Source organism: Pseudodonghicola xiamenensis DSM 18339 (assembly GCF_000429365.1).
In the GTDB taxonomy this organism is placed as follows: Bacteria; Pseudomonadota; Alphaproteobacteria; order Rhodobacterales; family Rhodobacteraceae; genus Pseudodonghicola; species Pseudodonghicola xiamenensis.
In genome coordinates, this window is record NZ_AUBS01000027.1 from 1 (window position 1) to 13,811 (window position 13,811).

General features: G+C 59.6%; 12 protein-coding genes. 6 read left to right on the forward strand and 6 right to left on the reverse strand.

From position 1 onward, the window contains the following. On the forward strand, nucleotides 1–293 hold a 293-nt coding region (locus G455_RS24455; RefSeq protein WP_028095545.1), incomplete at its 5' end, for an IS256 family transposase. Here G455_RS24455 and tnpC read toward each other — a convergent pair. Both tnpC and G455_RS26110 read right to left on the reverse strand, forming a co-directional pair. Further along, a complete protein-coding gene (tnpC, locus tag G455_RS26105; protein WP_161629406.1) occupies nucleotides 262–1,722 on the reverse strand; it encodes an IS66 family transposase in 1,461 nt (486 codons plus the stop codon). The two genes, G455_RS24455 and tnpC, sit on opposite strands and share 32 nt — an antisense overlap. Before the next feature lie 203 nt (nucleotides 1,723–1,925). Then, nucleotides 1,926–2,180 (reverse strand): helix-turn-helix domain-containing protein, encoded by a 255-nt coding sequence (locus tag G455_RS26110; RefSeq protein WP_229861823.1) that lies wholly within the window; start codon nucleotides 2,178–2,180, stop codon nucleotides 1,926–1,928. A 446-nt stretch (nucleotides 2,181–2,626) separates the two neighbouring features. Here G455_RS26110 and G455_RS0116710 point away from each other — a divergent pair, with 446 nt between their 5' ends. From G455_RS0116710 to G455_RS0116725, 4 genes are read left to right on the forward strand one after another with little or no spacing between them, the layout of a single operon-like run. Continuing rightward, nucleotides 2,627–5,080, forward strand: coding sequence for a type I restriction-modification system subunit M (locus G455_RS0116710; RefSeq protein ID WP_028094739.1), 2,454 nt, complete (start codon nucleotides 2,627–2,629; stop codon nucleotides 5,078–5,080). Further along, a complete protein-coding gene (locus G455_RS25710) occupies nucleotides 5,077–6,306 on the forward strand; it encodes a restriction endonuclease subunit S (protein ID WP_084437112.1) in 1,230 nt (409 codons plus the stop codon). Before G455_RS0116710 ends, G455_RS25710 begins: the two co-directional genes overlap by 4 nt. Before the next feature lie 41 nt (nucleotides 6,307–6,347). Continuing rightward, nucleotides 6,348–9,416 (forward strand): type I restriction endonuclease subunit R, encoded by a 3,069-nt coding sequence (locus tag G455_RS0116720; protein WP_028094740.1) that lies wholly within the window; start codon nucleotides 6,348–6,350, stop codon nucleotides 9,414–9,416. Then, nucleotides 9,403–10,143 (forward strand): M48 family metallopeptidase, encoded by a 741-nt coding sequence (locus G455_RS0116725; protein ID WP_028094741.1) that lies wholly within the window; start codon nucleotides 9,403–9,405, stop codon nucleotides 10,141–10,143. The genes G455_RS0116720 and G455_RS0116725 overlap by 14 nt, the downstream gene beginning before the upstream one ends. Here G455_RS0116725 and G455_RS26455 read toward each other — a convergent pair. Genes G455_RS26455 through G455_RS0116740 form a run of 4 tightly spaced genes read right to left on the reverse strand, consistent with a single transcriptional unit; the run spans nucleotide 10,091 to nucleotide 12,253 of the window. Beyond that, a complete protein-coding gene (locus tag G455_RS26455; RefSeq protein WP_154664415.1) occupies nucleotides 10,091–10,348 on the reverse strand; it encodes a hypothetical protein in 258 nt (85 codons plus the stop codon). The two genes, G455_RS0116725 and G455_RS26455, sit on opposite strands and share 53 nt — an antisense overlap. 39 nt (nucleotides 10,349–10,387) lie before the next feature. Beyond that, nucleotides 10,388–11,476: an AAA family ATPase gene (locus G455_RS0116730; protein WP_028094742.1), complete on the reverse strand. Its 1,089-nt coding sequence runs from the start codon at nucleotides 11,474–11,476 to the stop codon at nucleotides 10,388–10,390. Between the two features lies 1 nt (nucleotide 11,477). Next, nucleotides 11,478–11,852 carry an IS66 family insertion sequence element accessory protein TnpB gene (gene tnpB, locus G455_RS0116735; RefSeq protein WP_028094743.1) on the reverse strand — a complete coding sequence of 125 codons (375 nt, stop codon included), beginning with the start codon at nucleotides 11,850–11,852 and terminating at the stop codon, nucleotides 11,478–11,480. Next, nucleotides 11,849–12,253 (reverse strand): hypothetical protein, encoded by a 405-nt coding sequence (locus G455_RS0116740; protein ID WP_028094744.1) that lies wholly within the window; start codon nucleotides 12,251–12,253, stop codon nucleotides 11,849–11,851. The genes tnpB and G455_RS0116740 overlap by 4 nt, the downstream gene beginning before the upstream one ends. A 693-nt stretch (nucleotides 12,254–12,946) precedes the next feature. Here G455_RS0116740 and G455_RS0116745 point away from each other — a divergent pair. Continuing rightward, nucleotides 12,947–13,804, forward strand: a complete 858-nt coding sequence (locus tag G455_RS0116745; RefSeq protein ID WP_035366934.1) for a helix-turn-helix domain-containing protein — start codon at nucleotides 12,947–12,949, stop codon at nucleotides 13,802–13,804. Nucleotides 13,805–13,811: the final 7 nt, after the last annotated feature.

A 13,811-nucleotide genomic window follows, 5' to 3' on the forward strand; every position in this document is an offset into this window, starting at 1 on the left:
CGGCCATCGCACCGAGCTGGCGCCGGGCCTGGAACGAGGTGATCCCGTTCCTCGACTACCCGCCCGAGGTGCGCAGGCTGATCTACACCACGAATTCCATTGAGGCATTGAATTCGAAGATCCGGCGCGCCGTCCGAACCCGCGGTCACTTCCCAAGCGATGAGGCAGCAGCGAAATTGATCTATCTGGCGCTCAATGCTACATCCACCGAATGGAAGCGTTCGGTGCGCGAATGGCACGCTGTCAGAAGTCAGCTTGCCATCATGTTCGAAGACCGCTTCCCAATGGCGTAAAAAAACGCGTCAGGCACAAAATTCGGCACAGTCTCAGGGTTAGAGAATCCCATCGCTCAAGTGTGTAATTAATGGCCTTGCGAAGCCTGTCCTGTTTCAGAGTACTAGAAGAAAGCTCCCTCAATCTGAAATACAACCTTTGAATAACTTCCTCAGATCGTTCTTTTCGGTATGCTAGTCTCGCATCCGGCGTTCGGCCTCTAAGCACACTTTCAATTTCAAAGATCTGAGACATTATCTCTACCACTTCATTTGGCAGGATCGATTTCATCCTTTGCGCTGCCTTTATGAAATTACGCCGGGCATGCACCCAACATTCAACTGACACAATGTTCTCGACTTCAGTGCCCAGTTGACCCAAGCGACCATAACCCGCATAGCCGTCGTGCTGTACGATCAACGACTTGCCGCCAAGGATCCCGTGTATATGTGCCATCGACCGAGAGGTTCGATGGAAGAACATCGTTGAGCGCGGGGCATTGCCGCCAAAGGAGCTATCGTCGCGATGCGCCGCATACATATAGGAATGCCCGGTCTTTCCTTCACCCGGGCGCAGTATTTTTAGCACCGTCTCGTCGAAGAAGATGCGGGAGGCATCATCCAAAGTGTGGCGTTGGAGTTCAGATGTTACATGCCAAAGCTCGGCGGCAAGTCGGCCTATCTGCTTGCACATGGTCGCGCGATGATAGGTGATGCCACTATGATTGAGCATGTTTTCAATCCTATACATGGGCATCCCCCACCCGTAGCGCATGGTCACCAAGTAAGCCAGCATACTTGTTCCGCTGGTCACTCCTGGCATTAGCGTGGGCTTGAACAGAGTTCCGACAGTGACATCGTCTTTTCGGCAGCGATAGCGAGGATACTTGCGAACTGCGATATAGAACTTTGCGGGTATTACCTCACGTTTTTCGTCAATATCGTAATTTCTAATTGTGCCGCCGCAGCCGCATGGGCACGTCTCAGGAAACTCCATCGGGACTTCGATGCGCTCCAGGCTATCCCAATTCTTCGCGCCACGACCGTTTCTGTTGCGTGGCCTCGGCGGCAGAACGGCGGCATAACTCTTGAATTGCCTGGACAAGGCGGGGTCGCTTCCCTCTCGTTGATCATCAGCGCGCATAGCCCCTTGACGTCTTTTTGCTTTTGCCGTTTCAGATTTCGGGCTGTACTGTTCATGCAGCAATTCTGCAGTGCGCGCCGTTTGTTCCGCCACTTCAGCCTTCAAGTCTTCAACTTGACGTCTTGTGCGCTTGAGCTCTGAGCGCAATGTCTTGATTTCCGAAGTTGCCTTGGAAAGCCTTGCTTGGATTTTTCCGCATTCGATGTCGCGCTGACGGTCTGCTTGCTCAATCACTTCCGAGAGTTTTTGAACATACCTGTCCTGGTGGCCTGCGAGTTGGGCGCAGGCCGCTTGTATAGTATCCATCCCATCATCCCAGTGGCCAAACAGGGTTTTGGCTCCAAAACGCAAGCAAGACCCGAGTGTGCATGCCCGTGGGGTGACGGGCATGAGGCTTGACTTCTTCGTTCGTGTCGGGGATAGATGAGGTGTCGCGCCGAGCGATTTTCCGAGGCCCTTGGGATTGCAGTCCCGGGGCCTCAACTCTTCCAGAGCCCTTGAATTCTAGCTCATGTGCCTTCTCCGCTGTTAGCAGGGTAGCGGTCCGGGAAAAGAGTTTCCGGGCGAGTAGCCAATGCCTGCGCCAAGATCAGCTCTATGCGCGAGGATCTGCTTTTTCCAAGTGAAACCGCACTGACGGAAGAAACGCTAACCTCAGCGCGTCTCGCGATCTCCGCAAAGGTCAGGCCGCGCAGGGAAAGCTCGTATCGGATCCGAGCATGTCTTTCTCTATCTATGACCAAATCCAATGGATCGCCTTTCACCTTTGCGAATCACTTCAAGAAAGAAATGATGCACTGAATGGTGAAGATCAACAGTGAAGTTGACATGAGTGATTGACGGCTGTTTTCCAAACGCCGCTAATAATCTCCTAATCGGAATTTTTCGCAGAGGCAATATAGATTTTTTCGCAAACTGTCATCCCGGCTGAAGTTGGTTATTCATAAGCGCTTCGCTCTGAAATGGAGTTATTTTTCGCAAGGCCTTAATTCCTTTTTTCGCAAGTCTTGCGCATGCCTGCTTGGCGTAATTTTTTTTCTGCACCTTTTTTGACGTTGCCGGCCTGTAGCCCATTCAGGGTCGGCAGTTTCAAGGTCTTGGATCGACCTGGTCAGGCAAGGTGTATCTGTTCCTCGGGGCCAAGAGGCGCTAGACCTGAAATCAACTCGCGCGAAGAGAACGCGGGCGACTTGGCGAAGGGCAGAACACGATGGCTATCAAGAAGAGCGATATCTACAGATCCCTGTGGGACAGCTGTGACCAGCTGCGGGGTGGCATGGATGCTTCCCTTTACAAGGACTACATCCTCACGCTTCTGTTCGTGAAGTACGTCTCTGACCGCGTGGGCAAGCCCGACGCGTTGATCGAGGTTCCCGAGGGCTGCTCTTTCGAGGACCTTAAGAAGCTCCGCGGCACCAAGGACATTGGCGAAGGTATCGACACGGCCATCGCGGGGATTGCCGAAGCCAACGACCTCAAGAACGTCATCGACCGTGCCTACTTCAACGATTCCGAGAAGTTCGGGCGTGGCGCCAAGATGGTCACGACGCTGACCGCGCTCATCAACATCTTCAGCCGGGAAGAGCTGAATTTCAGCCGCAACCGGGCCGATGGCGACGACATCCTGGGCGACGCCTACGAATACCTGATGCGCAACTTCGCCACCGAGTCCGGCAAGAGCAAAGGACAGTTCTATACGCCAGCGGAGGTTTCGCGTGTCGTCGCCGCCGTTGCGGGCGTCAGTCGCGCCACGAGCCCGAAGCAGACCGTTTATGACCCCACCTGTGGCTCCGGATCGCTGCTCTTGAAGGCCGCTGACGCCGCCGACGTCCCGCTCACCATCTATGGGCAGGAATTCGACATCACCACCCGCGGCCTGGCCAAGATGAACATGATCATGCATGGGCGCGAGGATGCAGATGTCGCCCAAGGCGATGTCATCGCGGAGCCCCAGTTCAAGGCGTCTGAGACCGAACTTCTCACCTTCGACTTCGTCGTCGCCAACCCGCCGTTTTCGGCCAAGGCCTGGGGCTCTGGCCTGACCAGCGAAACCCGTTTTGGCCGCTTTGACCTCGGTATGCCGCCCGACAAGAACGGCGACTTCGCCTTCCTGCTGCACATCTTGGGTTCGATGAAGGCCACCGGCTCCGGCGCAGTCATCCTGCCCCATGGCGTGCTCTTCCGCGGAAACAAGGAAGCCGAGCTGCGCGAAAAGATCCTCAAGCGCGGCTACATCAAGGCGATCATCGGCCTGCCCGCGAACCTATTTTACGGCACCGGCATCCCGGCCTCGATCATCGTGCTCGACAAATCCCAGGCCCAGGCCGAGCGCCCCGTCTTCATGATCGACGCCTCGCGCGGCTTCATCAAGGACGGCAACAAGAACCGCCTGCGCGAGCGGGACATCCACAAGATCACCGACGCCTATACCCGCCAGGCCGAGATCGCGGGCTACTCCCGCCTCGTCCCCTACGCCGAGATCACGCGCAATGACTTCAACCTGAACATCCCGCGCTACATCGACGGCTCCGACCCCGAGGACCTGCAGGACATCGAGGCGCACCTGAAGGGCGGCGTGCCGAACCGCGACATCGACGGGCTGGCCGCGTTCTGGGAGGTCATGCCCGGCATCCGCGCCACGCTCTTCGGGCCGAACCCGCGCCCGGGCTATTCCGATCCGCTGGTCGAGCCGGAGGAGGTGCGCAGCACGATCCGCAACCACCCCGAATTCAGCGCCTTCCGGGATCGCGTTCATGCCATCCTCGACGGCTGGGCCGGGCAGAATGCGTCGCCGATGGATGGCATCCAGGTGGGCGACAAGCCCAAGGAGCTGATCCATTCCATCGCCGAGGACATGCTCGACCGCTTTGCCGAGGCGCCCCTGATCGACCGCTACGAGGCGTATCAGCGGCTCATGTCCTACTGGGCCGAGACCATGCAGGACGATGTCTTCATCATCGCTCATGACGGCTGGGAGGCGGCGAAAGAACTTCGCACTGCACGGCATGAGTACGTAAAGTCAAAAGACGGCAAGAAAGATAACATCAAATGGCTGGAAGAAGCCGACCTCACCGTGAACAAGGTGCGCCTTGTGGCCGATGTCATTCCGCCCCGGCTGATCGTCGCGCGCTTCTTCCCTGAATTGCAGCAGGCCGTCGATGACGCGCAGGCCAAGGCCGAGGAACTGGGCCGCGAGATCGAGGAGCTGGTCGAGGAACACGGGGCCGAGGGCGGCCTGCTGGCCGATGCGCTGACCGAGACGGGCAAGCTGACCGCGGCCTCCGTCAAGGCACGCCAGAAATCCGGCGAGGCCGAGCCGGAAGAGGCCAAGCTGCTGAAGCAGGTGGCCAAGCTGATGACGGCCGAGGCGGCGGCTAAGAAGGCTGCCAAGGAAGCCGAGGAGGTGCTGACCGAGGCCACGCTGAAGAAATACCCCGAGCTGACCGAGGAAGAGATCCGATCCTTGGTGGTGGACGACAAATGGCTGACCGACATCGCCAATCTGATCGAGGCCGAGATCGAGGCCCGGACCGAGCAGATGACAGCCCGGGTGCGGGTGCTGACGGAGCGCTATGGACACACTCTGTTGGAGATGGTCGGCACCATTGAAGAGCTTTCCCTGAGGGTATCAAAGCATCTCGTGGCTATGGGATTTGAGCAATGAACGATATTGCGAGAGTTCCAGAAGGCTGGTCCCTTGTTTCGCTGGGCCAGTTGATGAAGTTCCAAAATGGGTTCAATACGGACAAGACCGCATATGGACGGGGCTTGCGGTTCGCGAATGTGCTGGAAGTCATTACAAACACCCATCTTTCTGCCCAAATGATCCCAGGCCGCGTGGCCACCTCAGCGGCAGAAAGCGCTCGTTACCTCGTGCAACGGGGAGATGTGCTGTTCAACCGAACCTCTGAAACCCAAGAAGAGGTCGGCTTGGCGTCGGTCTATCTTGATGACGAGCCAATTCTATTTGGCGGCTTCGTTCTTCGCGGGAAACCCATCTCTGATGCCATAGATCCTGTTTTCGCGGGATATGGACTTCGTTCGAAGATCGTCCGCCAACAGATCATGGCGGCGGGCCAAGGTGGCATTCGGGCCAACATTGGCCAGAAAAGCCTTTCACAGATAAAGATTGCGCTTCCGGACAAGCCCGAACAGGAGGCCATCGCCGAGGCGCTCTCGGGTGCGGATTCGCTGATCGAGGGGCTGGAGCGGCTGATCGCCAAGAAGCGGCTCATCAAGCAGGGCGCGATGCAGGACCTCCTGACCGCCAAGCGTCGCCTTCCAGGGTTCTCGGGGGAGTGGATGCCCTACAAGCTGGGTGAGCGCGGACAGTTCTTCAAAGGTTCTGGCGTCCGCAAAGACGAAGCAAAGTCCGGCTTACTGCCCTGTGTGCGATACGGCGAGCTCTACACCCTGCACCATGACGTTGTTCGTCATTTCGACAGCTTCATCTCTGCAGGCGTCGCCAAGACCGCTCGGTCCATCAAGTCCGGCGACATTCTCTTTGCAGGTTCAGGCGAGACCAAGGAAGAGATCGGGAAATGCGCGGTCGTGACATTCGAAGGCGAGATGTATGCTGGGGGCGACATTATTGCATTCCGTCCTTCAGGCGATGATCCGGTTTTCCTTTCCTACCTGCTCAATTCTCCCGGAGCACAAAAGCAAAAGGCGCGCAAAGGCCAAGGTGATGCCGTGGTCCACATAAGCGCGACGGCACTCGGCGATCTTGATCTGGAGCTTCCAAGTCAGGAGGAGCAGGCTGAAATTGCCACAGTCCTGGAGGACATGGACGCCGAAATCCAGGCCCTCGAAACCCGCCTCGAAAAGGCGCGGCAAGTGAAGGAAGGCATGATGCAGAACCTTTTGACCGGACGGATCAGGCTGGTCTGACGACGTTTTCAACGAGTGATTTCCAGAACGGAGAGGGCCCCATGAGCAAGATCGGCGAGGCGGAACGCAAGGCCCAGAACCGGGTCATCGACCTGCTCTGTGGGGACACCTCCGGCACCCCGGGCGGCCTCGGCTGGCGCTACCTTGGCGACTGGCAAAAGCGTGAGGGCAACGCCAATATCGAGCCCTCGCTGCTACGCCCCTGGCTGGAGGCGCGCGGCTATGCGCCCGAGGTCATTACCCAAGCCATCACCCGTCTTGAGCGAGAGGCGCGGATGGAGGGCACCAAGCTCTACGACGCCAACCAGACCTTCTACGACATGCTCCGCTACGGCGTGGCCGTCGCCCCCGGCCCGGGCGAGGCCCCCGTCACCGTGCGCTTCGTCGACTGGGGCGATGCGGGCGCCAATGACCTCGGCGTGGCCGAAGAGGTCTCGATCAAGGGCCGCGATGCCAAGGCGTGGAACAAGCGGCCCGACCTGGTGCTCTATGTCAACGGTATCGCGCTTGGCGTAGTGGAGCTGAAGAAATCCACCGTGGGCGTGGGGACCGGCATCCGTCAGACGCTCGACAACCAGCGGCCCGAGTTCATCCAGCACTTCTTCACCACGGTGCAGATCACCTTTGCGGGCAATGACAGCGAGGGTCTGCGTTATGCACCGATCAAGACGCCGCAGCCCTATTGGCTGGCCTGGAAGGAAGAGAGCGAGATCTCGGCCCGGCTCGACCGCGACGTGGCCCAGATGATGGCGCCGGATCGGTTCCTGGAACTGATCCACGACTTCACCCTGTTCGACGCGGGCATCAAGAAGATCGCCCGCCCGAACCAGTATTTCGCCGTGAAGGCGGCACAAGAGCGCGTCGGCACGCGCGAGGGCGGGATCATCTGGCAGACCCAGGGCTCGGGCAAGAGTCTCATCATGGTGATGCTGGCGCGCTGGATCCGGGAGGCGTTCCCGGACGGCCGCATCCTGGTGGTCACCGACCGCAAGGAGCTGGACAGCCAGATCGAAGACGTTTTCGGCAATACCGGCGACAAGGTGCGGCGCGCGCGATCGGGCAACGATCTGATGGCCGCACTCGCCGATCCGACAGATCGCATCATCTGCTCCCTCGTCCACAAGTTCGGCAAGAAGGAAGATGGGGAACTGGAAAGCCTGATTTCTGATATCCAGAACGCCAACATCGGTGCGCCCAAGGGGGAGTTCTTCGTCTTCATCGATGAGGCACACCGCACCCAGTCCGGCAAGCTGGCCAAGGCGATGCGCAAGGTGCTGCCGAAGGCCATGTTCATCGGCTTTACTGGCACACCCCTGCTGCGGTCGGACAAGGGGACATCGCTCGAAACCTTCGGCCCCTACATCGGCAAGCCTTACCGATTTGATGAGGCCGTCGAGGACGGCGTGGTGCTAGACCTGCGCTATGAAGCCCGCGACATCGACCAGAGGATCAGTGCGCCGGACAAAATCGACGCCTGGTTCGAGGCCAAGACGAAGGGGCTGACCCCGATCGCGAAGGCGACGCTCAAGCAACGATGGGGTACGCTTCAACGAGTGCTGTCGAGCCGTGACCGGCTGGAGCAGATCGCCAACGATATCATCCTGGACATGGAGATGAAGCCGCGCCTGAACGCGGGCATGGGGAACGCCATGCTGGTCGCGGGCTCGATCCCCGAGGCGTGCAAGTTCTTCGAAATCTTCCGCAAGTCCGGGTCAGTCCTGGCTGATAAGTGCGCGATTGTGACCTCCTACAAGCGTGCCGCCCCCGAGATCACCGGTGAAGAGACCGGGATGGGCGAGACGGAAAAGCAGTACGTCCACCGGGTCTATACCGACCTCCTGGGTGACACTTCGGAGGAAGACTACGAAGAAGAGGCGCTGCGGCTGTTCAGGAAAGAACCGGGGCGGATGAAGCTGCTGATCGTGGTCAGCCGCCTCCTGACCGGCTTTGACGCGCCGACGGCGACCTATATCTACATCGACAAGAAAATGCAGGATCATGGGCTGTTCCAGGCGATCTGCCGGGTGAACCGCCTGGACGGCGATGACAAGGATTTCGGCTATATCGTCGACTACAAGGACCTGTTCCGGAACATCGAGAGCGCGGTGGATGACTACACGTCCGAGGCTTTCGATGCCTTTGACAAGGAGGATGTCGAAGGCCTGATCACGGACCGCGCCGAGCAGGCCGACACGGATCTGCGGACGGCGCGCGATGCCTGGCTGGGGCTTCTCGATGCGGTTGAGCAGCCCAAGGGCGATGATGAGCTCTTCGCGTATTTCTCCAGCCCCGAAGGCATCGAAAGCGATCCAGACGCGGAAGAGAAAGCTCGCCGCCGTCAAGCGCTTTACAAGTTGGCGGGACACTATGCGCGTGCCTACACGAACGTCGCCGCCGAGCCGGATGAATCGGATTTCAATGAGCTGGAGCTGGCGGAAATGCGCAAGGAGGTCGAGCATGCCATCGGCATCCGCGATGCCGTGCGGCTCCACAGCGGCGATGCCGTTGACATGAAGCTCTACGAGCCGGCCATGCGCCACCTGATCGACAATTACATCAGGGCCGACGACTCTCAGGTCATCTCTCACCTGGATGACATCAGCCTGATTGACCTGGTCGAGAGCAAAGGGGCCAAAGCCGAGGATGATCTTCCGGCGCCGTCCAAGGGGAAGCGTGAGAATGTTGCCGAGGCGATCGAGAACAACGTCAGGAAGCTGATCATCGACGAGACACCCGTGAACCCTAAGTTCTACGAGAAGATGTCGGAGCTGCTGACTGACTTGGTGGCGCAGCGCCGGAGCGGCGCGATCGAGTACGCCGAGTATTTGGAGAAGATCGCGGAGCTGGTAAGGGCCGCGAAATCCGGGCATGGCAATACCTATCCTGAGAGCATGAAATCGCCCGGGCAGAAGGCGTTGTTCGACAACCTGGGACAAGATGAGGCCCTGGCGCGCCGGGTCGACCAGGCTGTACGGGCGACCGCCCCCCACGGGTGGCGCGGTCATACGATGAAAGAAAAGAAAGTCAGACGCTGCCTGGAAGCTGAGATTTCGGATCCCGACACTGTGGATACGCTACTGCAGATACTGAAGAACCATGGTGAATACTGAACACCACATCATCGGAGGAACGCCGGTCGAGGTCCGCTGGAAGGCGATCAAGAACCTCCATGTCGGTGTCTATCCGCCTGACGGCCAAGTCAGAGTTGCCGCCCCGCTGAGCATCAGTCTCGATGCCGTCAAGCTGGCTGTCCTCACGAGAATGGATTGGGTTCGTCGCAAGCAAGCCCGTTTCCTCGCTCAGGAGCGCCAGACGCAACGGCAGTACGTCTCCGGCGAGACACACTTCGTTTTTGGCCGGCCTCTTCGACTGGATGTGATCCATTGGGACAAGAAGGTCCACCGGATCGAACTCATCGGCAGTGACCGGCTCCGCTATTCGGTGCCTGTAGACACAACGCCTGCAGTACGCAGGCGTTGGCTGGAGAATTGGTACAAGGCTCGCCTGAGGGAGCACGTGGCTCCACGGCTCGAGCATTGGTCATCGCATTTAGGCGTTGCCACCGAAACCTGGGGCATCCGGCCCATGAAAACGAAATGGGGCAGCTGCAATCCGGACAAGAAAATCGTCTGGCTTAATCTCGAGCTCGCCAAGAAACCCGTTGGGGCGATTGAGTACGTACTGCTGCATGAGCTCGCCCACCTGATATCGCCGCGCCATGATGAGCGTTTCATCAAGGTCCTTGACGACAATATGCCGAAGTGGCGCAGCATACGCGACGAGCTCAATCAGTATCCGCTTGCTGCGTGGGAAGATCTGCAGACTTTGGCTCGGTGACGTCGTCGCTCGGCCTGTCGGTTACGCGCGATTTTTCCAGGGCCTGCCGCCGCAGCTCCATTCCCCGTTCCACAAATCGCCGAACACGTTCCGGATCTGGTTCGACATCTCGTATCGAAGAGCGGTAGGCGATGGTGACCTGGATGGCGCCAACGATGCATGCGCCGATACCAAACACGACGAAGATGATCTCGAATTCAGTCACGAAGCCGCCTCCCTGATGTGATGAGCGCGTGAAATCGGTTCAATGCAACGTGGGGTGACATTCGAGATCAGCTGCCCTTTGCAGCACCCGTGCCGCAGTTCTCAGACTCGGTTGGCTTGCCTGGCCGGCACGCTTGAAAGCTTCGACAGCGGCGTCCAGGGCCACGTCGCTGGTGCCCTGCCTGCGCCCTTCGCGCCAGATGAACATGACCAGTTCGTCAGTCGTTAACGCTCGTAGGGATATCGGTGGGCATCTGCTCAAGAGCGGCTCGGGCAACGCGTGGTAGTTGTTGGATGTCAGGACCCAGATGACCCAGCTCATGTCGAACTTGACCTGATAGAATGGGCAACTCCAGCTTCTTGCGGTCAAGGGCTCCAACAGGGGTAGCAGCGCCTCCGACAGTCCGAATGCGCGGCCTGACATGGAGGTCGCAGTCCCAGACTTCTCGACCTCATCAACGACCATGACCGGATTGCCGACATGTTCCATAAGGATCGTGGAAATGAGACGCCCGGGGCCGGCGCTACCCCATCCACGCTGGGACCCGACGACACCGAATGAAGCATTTTCATTCGTTGCCTCGATGACGGTCGTGGGTACGGTCAAGAGGCGGCCAAGGCGCCGCGCCCAAAAGCTCTTGCCAATCCCGGGAGGGCCATCGAGCAGGATGGGCGGCAGGCGAAGACCTACGGAACCTTCTCTCACCGACCTGCGCATGGCCTTCCAGATCTGTTCGGTCGCGGGCCCCATCCAGGGCATTTCATCGTGAAGGGCCGCCGCGATTTCGTCCGCTTGGTGTTCGGTCTTCACCGTCGCAAGCCGAACGCCGCCTGCCAAGGCGGTCAATCGCTCCCGTTCATCCCTCTGCAAATGGCCCATCCCTGACGCTTCCTGGCGGCGTGCAATAAGCTTCTTGACGCGTTTCTGGATCCTGCTCTTCTCGAGATGGGTTATCCTCACCTCATGCAGTTCCTGATTGTCGACTCCAAGCAGTTCGACTTCATGCGCCGGCTGGCCGACCGGGCCACTTCGCAATAGCCGTAGGTGCTTGATGAAGCGCTTTTCGAGGTAGTCCGCGGTCTGCTCGACGGGAAAGATCTTGCACTGAATGAATGGGATCGTCGCCATCTCACTCGACCTCCGCTCTTGTTTTGTTGAAAATGGATGGGTGGTGATAGGCGGCCGAAACGACGCGGCGCCAATCGATCCCTTCAAAGAGCGCTTCAAACTGTGCCTTCGTCAGGGTCATCGTCCCGTCGGAAAGTTTGGGCCAGACGAAGCCTGCGCCTTCGATACGCTTGTAGATCAGTACGAGGCCGGTGCCGTCCCACATCAGAACCTTGATCTTGTCACGACCCTTCGAGCGGAACACGAAGAACGCACCGGAGAAGGGATCGAGTTCGAAATTGGTCATGACGTAATTGGCCAACCCATCCATCCCCTTCCGGAAGTCGACAGGGTGAGTTGCCAGATAGATACGATAGCTGCTGGACGGCGCGATCACTGACACTGCCCCGCAACACGGATCAGCTTCAGAAGGTCTGCTTCGTCGATGGACAAAGGAAATTGTAGGCAGATCCCGCCCACGTACAGATGAGCAGAGTCGGCTGAGCCATTACCTGCAGTGGTCGTTTGGGGCGCCGCCGGCGCGACAGCCGGTTCGACTGATATCTGCGCGAAGGCTGGCTCATCGACGGAGATCTTTTCGCCTCGCTCTCGCCGATCAGCGACCCACCACTTTCTCACCAGGCATTCGTGGGCATCCAGCTCGGCGGCGACATCTCCAGGTGACATGCCATCTTCCCGAAGGCGCCTTGTCGCCTCGCGTTTGAGCTCGCTCGGCCAAATCCTTTTGCCCGACGGGGAGGTCCGGATCTTGAACCCCCAGACTTCACGTTCCGCCATAGTCGCCTCCGATCGTAGTTCGGACGCAGACTAGCGGACGAGAGGTGGTCAGGTTTAGAGGGCAATCAGGGGGTCAGATGCAACGCTTACAAGCTGAGGTCGGGTGAGGTTTCCGCTGAGTTTACTCCTGCGGCCCCCTTCCAGTTCGAGCCTGTCAACTGATCAACCTGGACCGCCATGCGCATCGCATGGCGGTCAGGACCCATGTCGAGCCTTGCTATCAGAGTTCGTTGTCTTGTCTTTTCGCTGTGCCTTGCGGCTGGCCCGGGCGCCAACTCGACCGTCCGCCACCTTCGCATCGCTGCCTTTGCGGGCCAAGCGCAGCATTCGACAGTTTGGGCTCGAACCGGACCTTAGCTGCGCCCTGTCTGAAGGGCTGCTTCGGGTGTCGGCGAGCGAAGCGGTGCCGATGGGAGGCAAAGCAATCCGCCCTTTGCCATCCAGAAATCCTGTCGTCCCTTGCGCCTCGGTCTCCCTCGAAAGACCGTCCCACGCCATTGTCGCGCGCAGGGCCGGACTGACCGTTCTTCCGCAGCGTAATCTTGATTTGCCACAACCGCCCTGCCCGACTAAACTCTGCCTCCGGGAGGACCGAACATTCACAGGCACCAGCATATCGACCGCGTGATCGAGGCGGCACAGTCGCGCTCAGCAGCGGCACGTTCGCCGCTGGCAGCCTCTTGGCGCCGGTCAATGGAGCGGCACGGGCTCGATCCCGCCGAAGCCCGCCCGGTCGAACGGCTGGATCAGGTCGCGCTGGGTCAGCAGCGTGGCGCGCTGGAGGCGTTTTTGCGCATCGCCGAACCCAAGATCGACCAGTTGTTCGGCCTTGTCGGCGCCTCGGGCTGCGGCGTGGCGCTGACTGACGCCAACGGGCTGATCCTGAACCAGCGCTGCGCCGCCGCCGATGCGGCGGTATTTCAGGACTGGGGCCTCTGGGCCGGTGCCAACTGGAGCGAGGCCGCCGAGGGCACCAATGGCATCGGCACCTGCCTGACCGAACGCCGCCAGGTCACCATCCACAGGGACGAACATTTCTTTCTGCGCAACATCGGCATGAGCTGCATGGATGCGCCAATCTTCGGCCCCGACGGCGAGCTGATCGGTGCGCTCGACGTCTCGTCAGCGCGCGCCGACCAGACCGAAGGCTTCAACCGGCTGATTGCCGCCACCGTCGCCCAGACCGCCCGCGCCATCGAGGCCGAGGTGTTTCGCGCCCATTTCCCCAAGGCTCGCATCGTCGTCACCGAAGCAGAGGAAAGCGATGCCTCCTTGCTGCTGGCAATCGATTCCCATGACATCGTGATCGGCGCCACCCGGGCCGCCCGCCGCGCCTTCGGGCTGGAGACGAGCGGCGATCTGAAACCGCGCCCGGCCTCGGATCTCTTCGGGCGCGAAGACGGGCCGACCGGCTTTGAAAAGGCCGAACGCGCCGCTGTGCTGCGGGCGCTGACCCGGGCCGAGGGCAACGTGTCGAAAGCCGCCCGCGCGCTGGGAATCGGTCGCGCCACGCTCTACCGTCGAATGAAGCGGCTCGGCATCGGGGAATAGCCCCACG

Excerpts from the sequence above, each read along its gene's own strand:
- tnpC (WP_161629406.1), bottom strand. The coding sequence starts at position 1,722 with ATGGATACTATACAAGCGGCCTGCGCCCAACTCGCAGGCCACCAGGAC.
- G455_RS0116710 (WP_028094739.1), top strand. The coding sequence starts at position 2,627 with ATGGCTATCAAGAAGAGCGATATCTACAGATCCCTGTGGGACAGCTGT.
- G455_RS25710 (WP_084437112.1), top strand. The coding sequence starts at position 5,077 with ATGAACGATATTGCGAGAGTTCCAGAAGGCTGGTCCCTTGTTTCGCTG.
- G455_RS0116720 (WP_028094740.1), top strand. The coding sequence starts at position 6,348 with ATGAGCAAGATCGGCGAGGCGGAACGCAAGGCCCAGAACCGGGTCATC.
- G455_RS0116725 (WP_028094741.1), top strand. The coding sequence starts at position 9,403 with ATGGTGAATACTGAACACCACATCATCGGAGGAACGCCGGTCGAGGTC.
- G455_RS0116730 (WP_028094742.1), bottom strand. The coding sequence starts at position 11,476 with ATGGCGACGATCCCATTCATTCAGTGCAAGATCTTTCCCGTCGAGCAG.
- G455_RS0116740 (WP_028094744.1), bottom strand. The coding sequence starts at position 12,253 with ATGGCGGAACGTGAAGTCTGGGGGTTCAAGATCCGGACCTCCCCGTCG.
- G455_RS0116745 (WP_035366934.1), top strand. The coding sequence starts at position 12,947 with ATGGAGCGGCACGGGCTCGATCCCGCCGAAGCCCGCCCGGTCGAACGG.